Origin of the sequence: Actinoplanes oryzae, from assembly GCF_030757795.1 — a bacterium.
Lineage (GTDB): Bacteria > Actinomycetota > Actinomycetes > Mycobacteriales > Micromonosporaceae > Actinoplanes.
In genome coordinates this window covers 1-9,050 of record NZ_JAUQWH010000250.1, presented here as the reverse complement: position 1 = coordinate 9,050, position 9,050 = coordinate 1, and the positions used below count along the sequence as shown (strand labels likewise).

The following is a 9,050-nucleotide window of genomic DNA, read 5'->3' as shown; positions in this document are numbered from 1 at the left end:
CATCACCGCGGCCGCTGCGGAGGCGGCGGGGCTGCGGACCCGGGTCGTCGACTACGACCTGGGCGCGGTGTCCGGCTCGGTGCTGCACGCCGAGGGCTATCAGGGTCAGGCCCGGATGGTGGTCGACGAGGACCGCAAGGTGATCGTCGGCTTCACCCTCGTGGGCCCGGACGTCGCCGAGCTGATCCACGCCGCGACCATCGCCGTCGCCGGCGAGGTGCCGATCGACCGGCTCTGGCACGCCGTGCCCGCCTTCCCGACCATCAGCGAGGTGTGGCTGCGCCTCCTGGAAACCTACGGCCGCTGACCGGCCGACCCCTCTCGAAAGGAACCATCGCCATGCGTTTCCGTCTCTCGCGTCGCGCCGCCGTCATCGGCGCGACCTCCCTCGCCCTGATCGGCGCGGCCGCCGTCCCGGCCGCGGCCATGACCTCCGGCAAGGAGAGCAAGGTCAAGCCGACCGTCGTGCTCGTGCACGGCGCCTGGGCCGACTCGTCCAGCTGGAACCCGGTCATGGAGAAGCTGCGCCACGACGGCTACCAGGTCCGGGCCATCGCCAACCCGCTGCAGGGCCTGACCACCGACACCGCCTACGTGACCAGCTACCTGGCCACGATCAGCGGGCCCAAGGTGCTGGTCGGCCACTCGTACGGCGGTGCGGTCATCACCAACGCCGCACCCGCGGTGCCCGACGTGAAGTCCCTGGTCTACATCGCCGGCTTCATCCCGGCCAAGGGTGAGACCATCGGCCAGCTCGCGGCCCAGTCCACCCCGGCGCTGCCGCTGATCTCGACCCAGGTGCCCGCGGGCACCGAGGTCGTCATCGACCCGGCCAAGTTCCGGGAGGCGTTCGCCGGCGACCTGGACAAGACCACCGCGGCCAACCTCGCGGCGGCCCAGCGCCCGGCCAACACCAACGCCGTCACCGACGCCAGCGTCGTCGAGGGCTTCCGCGACGTCCCGTCCTACGCGCTTCTGACGCGGCAGGACAAGGCCATCAACCCGGCCCTGCAGCGCATGATGGACAACCGGGCCGGTGCCAAGATCACCGAGGTCAACGCCTCGCACGCGGTCATGCTGAGCCGGCCCGACGCGGTCACGAAGATCATCGAGCAGGCCGCGCGCTGACCTTCGCGCCCGGACGCGCCTCGTGAGCAAGGCGGTGGTCCGCTCGACTGCTCAGCCGAGCGGACCGCCGCCGTCACGGCCGGCACCAGGAGCGGCGCTGCGCCCTTCCCATTCCTCTTCACCGAAAGGCCCTCGCCGCCATGCCGGCCAATGTCCCGCAGCCGAAGTCACCTCCCCGCCCGGACCCGTGGAAGGTCGAGGGCGTACCGCCCGGACCGTCCGGCAACCCGGGAAAGCCGCGGTCCTTCTGGGTCCGTCTCGGCGGCACCCTGGTGGCATTGCTCGCCCTCAACTGGATCATCTCGTCGTTCCTGCTGGCCCCGCCGGCGCGCACGCCGGTCTCGTACACCTTCTTCCTGACGCAGGTGCAGGCGGCGAACGTCGCGGAGATCACCTCGACCGGCGACACGATCGAGGGCCGGTTCGTCCGGGAAACGGCTTACACGCCGACCGGCGCGTCCCGGTCGGAACAGGTCAAGCGGTTCACCACGCAGCGTCCGTCCTTCGCCGACGACAACTTGTTCGCCATGCTCCGGGCGGGCAACGTCCCGGTGAACGCGAACTCCCCGGACGCGCCGCCACCGGTCTGGCAGCAACTGATCGTCGGCTTCGGTCCGACGATCCTGCTGGTCGCGCTGTTCGTCTGGATCAACCGGCGGGTGGCGGGCGGCGGGGGCGGCGGGGGTGTGCTGGGCGGCTTCGGCAAGTCCCGGGCGAAGCTCTATCAGCCCGAGTCGGGGCCTCGCACCTGCTTCGACAACGTCGCCGGCATCGAGGAGATCAAACAGGAAGTCTCCGAGATCGTCGACTTCCTGCGCGAGCCGGCCAAGTTCCGCAAGCTGGGCGCGCGCATCCCGCACGGGGTCCTGCTCTCCGGCCCGCCCGGCACCGGCAAGACCCTCCTGGCCCGGGCGGTGGCCGGCGAAGCGAAGGTGCCGTTCTTCTCCATCTCGGCGTCCGAGTTCATCGAGGCCATCGTCGGCGTCGGCGCGAGCCGGGTCCGCGACCTCTTCGACCAGGCCGCCAAGGTCGCCCCCTCGATCATCTTCATCGACGAGCTGGACGCGATCGGGCGCGCTCGCGGCGGTTCGCAGGCGCTCGGCGGGAACGACGAGCGCGAGCAGACGCTCAACCAGATCCTCACTCAGATGGACGGCTTCACCGGAGCCGAGGGCGTCGTCGTCCTGGCCGCCACCAACCGCCCCGAGATCCTGGATGCGGCTCTGCTGCGGCCCGGCCGCTTCGACCGGCGCGTCGTGGTGAGCCCGCCCGACCTGGCCGGCCGCCGGGCGATCCTCGGGGTGCACACGCGAGGCGTCCCGCTCGCCGCCGGGGTCAACCTCGACGGCATCGCCGCCTCCACCCCCGGCATGGTCGGCGCGGACCTCAAGAACCTCGTGAACGAGGCGGCCCTGCTGGCCGCCCGGCGCGGCCACGACCAGGTGGGCAACGGCGACTTCACCGACGCCCTCGAGAAGATCATGCTCGGCACGGCGCGGGGCATCATGCTGACCGCGGAGGAGAAGGAGCGCACGGCGTTCCACGAATCCGGGCACGCGCTGCTGGGCATGCTGACACCCGGCGCCGACCCGGTACGCAAGATCTCGATCATCCCGCGCGGGCAGGCGCTCGGCGTGACCTTCCAGAGCCCCGCCAGCGACCGGTACGGCTACTCGGCGAAGTATCTGCGCGGGCGCATCATCGGCGCGCTGGGCGGCCGGGCCGCCGAGGAAGTGGTCTTCGGTGACCTGACGACCGGCGCCGAGAGCGACCTGGACCAGGTGAGCAACATCGCCCGTCAGATGGTCGGCCGATGGGGCATGTCCGACGCGATCGGCCCGGTGACGGTGCTGCCGCCGCCGGGACAGGAATCCCCGCTGGGCCTGGACGGCGTCGCCCCGGCGACCAAGGAGTTGATCGACGCCGAGGTCCGCAAGATCGTCGAGGAGTGCTACGCCGAAGCGCTGTTCCTGCTGCGGTCGCACCGGACCCAGCTCGACAACCTGGCCCGCCGCCTGCTCGACACCGAAACCCTCGACGAGGACGACGCCTACGCGGCGGCCGGCATCGACCCCGCCCACGCGCCCGGCGCCGGCGGCCCCGGCCTCGACCCGGCGCCCGGCCTTCCCCGGCCCGTCGCGGCAACCGACATCACCACCGCGGCACCGTCCGTCTGAGCGGGAGCGATCGTGACACAGCAAGCGGTCCGCCACCGTCGCCCCTGGATACGTCGCGCCGGCGTCACCGCGGTGCTGGTGGTGCTGGCGGTCGAGCTGGTCGTCGGCTGGCCGGCCCTGTCCGGGGCACTGCGGCAGGTACGCATGCCGCACCTCGGCTGGCTTTCCCTGGTGGTCCTGGCCGAGCTGGCGGCGATGAGCGCCTACGCCCGGATGCAGCGGCGCCTGTTGCGGTCGGCCGGCGTCCGGTCCTCGTACCGCGACAATGCCTCCATCGTCTACGCGGCCCACTCGCTCAACGAGACGCTGCCGGGCGGCCCGGCACTCTCCACCCTGTTCAACTTCCAGCAGTTGCGGCGTCTGGGCGCGGGACCGGCCGGGGCCTCGTGGGTGATCGCGCTCTCCGGCCTGCTGTCCACGATTGCCCTCGCCGCGGTCGCCGCCGGTGGCGCCATCGCCGTCGGGGGCGCCCCGGACTGGACCCGGCTGGCCGCGATGCTCACGCTCGCCGCGCTGCTCGTCGTCGGCGTACGGCATCTCACCAGGCACCCGGCCGCCGCCGAAGCGTTGCTGCGCCACCCCCTCGCGGCGGTCAACCGCCTGCTCCGGCGCCCGCCGGACGCCGGCCGCGGGCGGGTCACGGACTTCGTGAGCCAGCTCCGGACCGTGCGGCTGCGCCCGGTGGACGGCCTCGCCGCCGCGCTGGCGGCCGTGCTGAACTGGCTGCTCGACGCCGCCGCCCTCTGGCTGTCCTTCGCCGCCGTGGACGCGCGCCCGCCGTCCGTCACGGTCGCCCTGCTCGCCTTCTGCGCCGCGATGGCCGCCGGGTCGGTGACCATCGTGCCGGGCGGCTTCGGCATCGTCGACAGTGCTCTGCTGCTGGGCTTGACCATGGGCGGCACGCAACTGCCGGCGGCGGTCGCCGCTGTCCTGCTCTACCGCATCGTCAGCTTCGGCCTCGTCATCGGGCTCGGCTGGGTCTCCTGGCTGCGGTTACGGCTGTGCCCGGGCCTGCCCGCCGCCGGGCCGGCGCGGACCGCTGCCTCGGCGCGCGGTGGCCCCCGCACGAGCCTCCGGCGCCTCGCCGTCTGTCCGCAGCCGATGACACCTCCGGACTACGGCACCACGGTCAACCGCGAGCGATTCGCCGGCTGATTCGCGCGGATCACGCCAGTGACACGGTCGAACCAGCCGGCGATCGCGTCACGTGCCGGTCACCGCGTACGACAGCGGATGAAGCGCATGATGTGCTTGGCTGCTGCCGCGGTCATCGGCGGGTCACAGCGTGAACGACACGGTCGGCATGACGTCGAAGGCGATCCGGCCCTGGTCCTCGGCCAGCGTGTACGGGGTGAAGAACGGATGCCGGGTGCCGACGGCCACGTCACGCCAGAAACGCTGCAACGGATTGTCCTCGTCGAAGCCGCTCGCGCCGTGCAGATCGAGCAGCAGCTCCATCGCCTCGCGGCACTCCCGCGCAGCCGTCGACAACTCCATCCTGAGCTTGATCCGCTCGGTCACCGGCATTGCCTCGTCCGGACTCAACGCGTCGACCGCGTCGGCCACGTGCAGCAACCGGCCCATCGCCGTGTCGGTACGCCGCATCGCCTCGGTGAACCAGTACCGCCCCAGCGGGGAATCCGCCACCCGGGCGTAGCTGGTCAGATAGGGCGCCCGCTGACCGGCGATCGCTGCCGCGACGAGCTCCTGAGCTCCGCGCACCGCTCCGGCCATCGGTGCGAGAGCCGCCAGGCCGCCCGTGAAAAGCGCCTCCGGTGAGGGCAGCGAGCTGGATCCACCCGGGAACGCCACAGCGTTCTCCGGGACGAAGACATTCTCGGCCACAAGGGTGTGACTGCTCGTGCCGGCCAGGCCGGCAGCCTTCCACGTACGGTCGATCGACAGGTCCGCGACCGGCACCAAGGTGGGGCACATCGTGGGTTCCGTGGCGTCGGCCAGCGGCACCATGACCAAGGCCCAGGTCGCCAGTTCGGAGCCGGACGCCATCGCCCACCGCCCGGAGAACCGGAGACCGCCGGGAACGCGCTCACCGCTCGCGCCCTTCATCACCGTGGACGCGCAAGCCACCGCGTCCGGATCGGCCATCGCGCGGTCGAGGGCCGGACCGGAGATCATGGACCTGATCGCGACCTTGGCCGAGGCGCACAGGCCGACCACCCAGGCCGTCGACGGACAACCGCTGCCCAGCTCGGCGAGCACTTCGACCAGGGTGCGCAGATCCACGTCATGCCCGGCGGCGTCCTTGGACGTTCGCAGGGCGAACAGCCCCGCCTCCCGCACTGCCGCGGCACTTTCCGGGGCCGGCCTCAGCTCGCGTTCGGTACGCGCCGCGTTCGCCGCCAGCGTCGGCACCGTCTTCCGCGCGGCATCGAGTAACTCTATGTTCACGGCGCAGTCTCCTCATTCCGAATCGGGATCCGATGCGGATGACGACGGCAGACGGCGACGGGCTGTTCATCGAACGCCCGGCATCGTGGCCGGGCGGGATCACCACGGGGACGGAAGACTGCTCGGGGCGACGGCCCGACGCTGAGCCGGCCGGAGCACGACGCGGAGGAGCTCGAGCCTCTCCCGCGCGCCGGTGCTCCGACCGGCCGCCCCGGCGCCGTCGGTCATCGAACCTTGCGGACCCGGGTCACGCCGAGGGCGCCGAGGATGCCGAAGATGGCACCGCCGATGAACAGGCCGGGATAGCCGAACGCGGCGATGACCCCGGGCGCCGCGATGGGGATGAGCGACTGGGGCAGCGACTGGGCGAGGTTGGCGACGCCGAGGTCCTTGCCGGCGGTCTCCTCGCTGGGCAGCACGTCGGCGATCAGGGCGAGCTCGACGGCGAAGAAGGCGCCCACGCCCGCACCGAGGATGAACTGGCCGAGCAGCAGCATCGGGATGGTGGACGAGAGGGCGATGACCGTGAGGCCGACGGTCGCGATCAGCGAGGAGAGGATGACGAACGGCTTGCGGCGGCCGAGCTTGTCGGAGAGCCAGCCGAGCACCGGGGTGACCAGGAGAAGCCCGACCGCGTTGACGAGGACGGCCTGGAAGACCATCGTCGGCGCCTCGTCGTCGCTGATGTTGAACTCCGCGATGAGGAAGTACGTCAGGTAGCTGGTGGCGGTGAACTGCGTGGTGTTCAGAAAGAACCGGGTGAGCCAGGCCCAGCCCAGGTCGGGGTGGCGGCGGGGGTTGAAGACGAACGATCCGAACAGGGTCTTCACGTCGAACCGGTCGACGGGTCGCTCGGTGCGGACCTTGTCCTTGATCGGCGCGACGACGGCGAGCATGAGCACGACCCCGAACAGGCTCGGTACGAGGCTCTGCAGCGGCCCGATCGGGAACAGCTGGACCAGGAAGGTCGCGCCGACCCCGCCGACGTTCTGGGCCAGGCTGATGAACGAGGCGACCCGTCCGCGGCGCCCGGGTTCGACCTGGTCGGGCAGCAGGGCGATGAGTGCGGCGAGGCAGAAGTTGAGGCCGATCTGGGCGATGCTCCAGCCGAGCAGGACGACCGGTACGTTCGGCGCGAACGCGATGACGGCGATGCCGGCGTACCCGATGGCGGCCCCGCTGAAGATCCACGGTTTGCGCATCCCGAAGCGGCTCATGGTCCGGTCGGACAGCCGGCCGGCCAGCGGGTTGGTGACGAAGGAGAAGAAGGCTCCCACGCCGAGCACGATGCCGAGGTTCGCCGCCGCGCCGTTGACGTCGAGCTCGCGCAGGCGCAGGGCGATGGTGACGGCCAGCGGGGGTACGAGGGCGATCGACCAGCCGAGCAGGGCGAGGGGGATCGCCGCGACGGCGTACCGGGACGGTGCCGGCTCGCCGTCGTGCCGCGGAACGTCTTTCAAGGACATCGGGGTGCTGTTCGATTCGTCCACGTCAGATCCTCTGAGCTGAGGGAATGCGGCTGATCGCGCCGCGTGGGCGAACCGTAACACCGAATTGTTCCGCACGGAACTTTCTGGCCGCGAACCCGCGATAAGGTGTCCGGCCTGGTGATCCTTTGCGTGGAGTGTCGGGTTCGGCCGGCGACGGGAGGGTGGCGTCTCGTCTGTCAATCGCAGCACTGCTGTCCCTTCAGGCGGCGAGGGCATCACCGGTACCAGCCAAAAGTTCCAGCCGGTACTTTTCGGTGTTACGGTTTGCCGCATGCATGAGAACGACGGCCAGGCGCAGCTGCGCATCGGCAATGTTCTGAGCACGCGGCTCGGGCCGCGCCTGTACCGGCGGTTCGCGCCGCTGACCGTGACGGCGTGGGAGGCGCCCGGCGAGCCGGTGCCCTTCGCGGAGGCGGTCGTCCAGCACTACGAGCCGTTCGCGGCCGGGCAACGCTGGAGCAAGCCCTGGGGCACGACCTGGTTCCACGTCACCGGCGAGGTGCCCCCGGGCTGGGGCGCGGCCGGCACGGCCGTCCAGCTGCTGGTGGATCTCGGATTCAGCGGGCTGCTGCCGGCGTTCCAGGCCGAGGGGCTGGTGTACCGGCCCGACGGCTCGATCGTGAAGGGCATCGAGCCGTTCAACCACGTGGTCGACATCGACCCGGACGGGGGCGCCCGGATCGACTTCTACGTCGAGGCCGCGTCGAACCCGAACATGCTCGAGCACTTCTTCGTGACGACCCTGGCCTCGGCAGCCGGGGGAGCGGCGCTGCCCTCCGGCTTCGCCTCGTCACGCCGGTCGGACGTGCTGCACCTGGGGGACAAGGCGACGGCCGGCTCCGACCCGATCTACACGCTCCGGCAGGTCGCCCTGGTCGAACGCGACCTCGCCGTGGACTCGCTGCTGCAGGACGCCGCCGCCCTCATGGGCCTGATCCAGCAGCTCGACCCGGTCTCGCCCCGGCGGGCCGCGATCCGGCACGCCCTCGAGCGCATGTGCGACCTGCTCGATCCCGACGACATCGAGAACACCGTCGCCGCGGCCGCGGGCGCACTGACCGAGGTGCTGGCGTCGCCCGCCCACCCGAGCGCGCACTCGATCGTGGCGGTGGGTCACGCCCACCTCGACTCGGCCTGGCTGTGGCCGACCCGCGAGACGGTACGCAAGACCGCGCGCACGTTCTCCAACGTGCTGACGCTCATGGACGCCGACCCCGACTTCGTCTTCGCCGCCTCCAGCGCCCAGCAGTTCGCCTGGGTCAAGCAGTTCTACCCCGCCCTGTTCGAGAAGATCCGGGCCCGGGTCCAGGAAGGACGCTTCATCCCCGTCGGGGGCATGTGGGTCGAGAGCGACACGAACATGCCCGGCGGCGAGGCCCTCGTACGCCAGTTCCTGCACGGCCAGAACTTCTTCCTCCGCGAGTTCGGGGTGCTGTCGCGCGAGGGGTGGCTGCCCGACTCGTTCGGTTTCACTCCCGCCCTGCCGCAGATCGCGCTGGGCGCGGGTAACGACAGCTTCCTGACCCAGAAGCTGTCGTGGAACGACACCAACCGGATGCCGCACCACACCTTCCTCTGGGAGGGCCTGGACGGCAGCCGGATCTTCACGCACTTCCCGCCCAACGACACGTACGGGTCCGACCTCAACGCCGGCGACCTGGAGAAGGCCCAGCGGCAGTACGCCGAGCGCGGCGCCTCCAACGTGTCGCTGACCCTGTTCGGCTTCTCCGACGGCGGCGGCGGCCCCACCCCGGAGATGCTGGCCGCGGCCCGCCGCAACGCCGACCTCGAAGGCGCCCCCCGGCTGAGGCTCGGCTCGCCCACGCAGTTCTTCGACCCGATCATC

6 protein-coding genes and 1 pseudogene are annotated in these 9,050 nt (G+C 71.1%); 5 read left to right on the top strand and 2 right to left on the bottom strand.

Features of this window, described 5'->3' with window-relative positions; all coding sequences use genetic code 11:
• The 4 genes and pseudogenes from RBH18_RS41375 to RBH18_RS41360 all read left to right on the top strand — a co-directional run.
• Nucleotides 1-307 (top strand): annotated as a pseudogene (locus RBH18_RS41375) (pyridine nucleotide-disulfide oxidoreductase); the annotation flags it as partial.
• Nucleotides 308-339: 32 nt separating this feature from the next.
• Nucleotides 340-1,128, top strand: a complete 789-nt coding sequence (locus RBH18_RS41370) for an alpha/beta fold hydrolase (protein WP_306215983.1) — start codon at nt 340-342, stop codon at nt 1,126-1,128.
• A 140-nt stretch (nt 1,129-1,268) separates the two neighbouring features.
• Complete coding sequence (ftsH, locus tag RBH18_RS41365) at nt 1,269-3,305, top strand: ATP-dependent zinc metalloprotease FtsH (protein ID WP_306215982.1); 2,037 nt, start codon at nt 1,269-1,271, stop codon at nt 3,303-3,305.
• A 12-nt stretch (nt 3,306-3,317) separates the two neighbouring features.
• On the top strand, nt 3,318-4,460 hold the full coding sequence (locus tag RBH18_RS41360; protein ID WP_306215981.1) for a lysylphosphatidylglycerol synthase transmembrane domain-containing protein: 1,143 nt from the start codon (nt 3,318-3,320) through the stop codon (nt 4,458-4,460).
• 123 nt (nt 4,461-4,583) lie between these two features.
• On the opposite strand, the gene RBH18_RS41355 is transcribed toward RBH18_RS41360, so the two are convergent.
• Both RBH18_RS41355 and RBH18_RS41350 read right to left on the bottom strand, forming a co-directional pair.
• Entirely contained in the window at nt 4,584-5,714 is a 1,131-nt protein-coding gene (locus tag RBH18_RS41355) for an acyl-CoA dehydrogenase family protein (protein ID WP_306215980.1), read from the bottom strand.
• A gap of 224 nt (nt 5,715-5,938) precedes the next feature.
• Nucleotides 5,939-7,204, bottom strand: coding sequence for an MFS transporter (locus RBH18_RS41350; protein WP_306215979.1), 1,266 nt, complete (start codon nt 7,202-7,204; stop codon nt 5,939-5,941).
• 271 nt (nt 7,205-7,475) lie between these two features.
• Here RBH18_RS41350 and RBH18_RS41345 point away from each other — a divergent pair.
• The coding region (locus RBH18_RS41345; protein WP_456237650.1) for a glycoside hydrolase family 38 N-terminal domain-containing protein at nt 7,476-9,050 on the top strand (1,575 nt) is incomplete at its 3' end.

Bases quoted from the DNA above. Each gene is read 5' to 3' on its own strand.
- ftsH (WP_306215982.1), top strand. From the start codon at position 1,269: ATGCCGGCCAATGTCCCGCAGCCGAAGTCACCTCCCCGCCCGGACCCG.
- RBH18_RS41370 (WP_306215983.1), top strand. From the start codon at position 340: ATGCGTTTCCGTCTCTCGCGTCGCGCCGCCGTCATCGGCGCGACCTCC.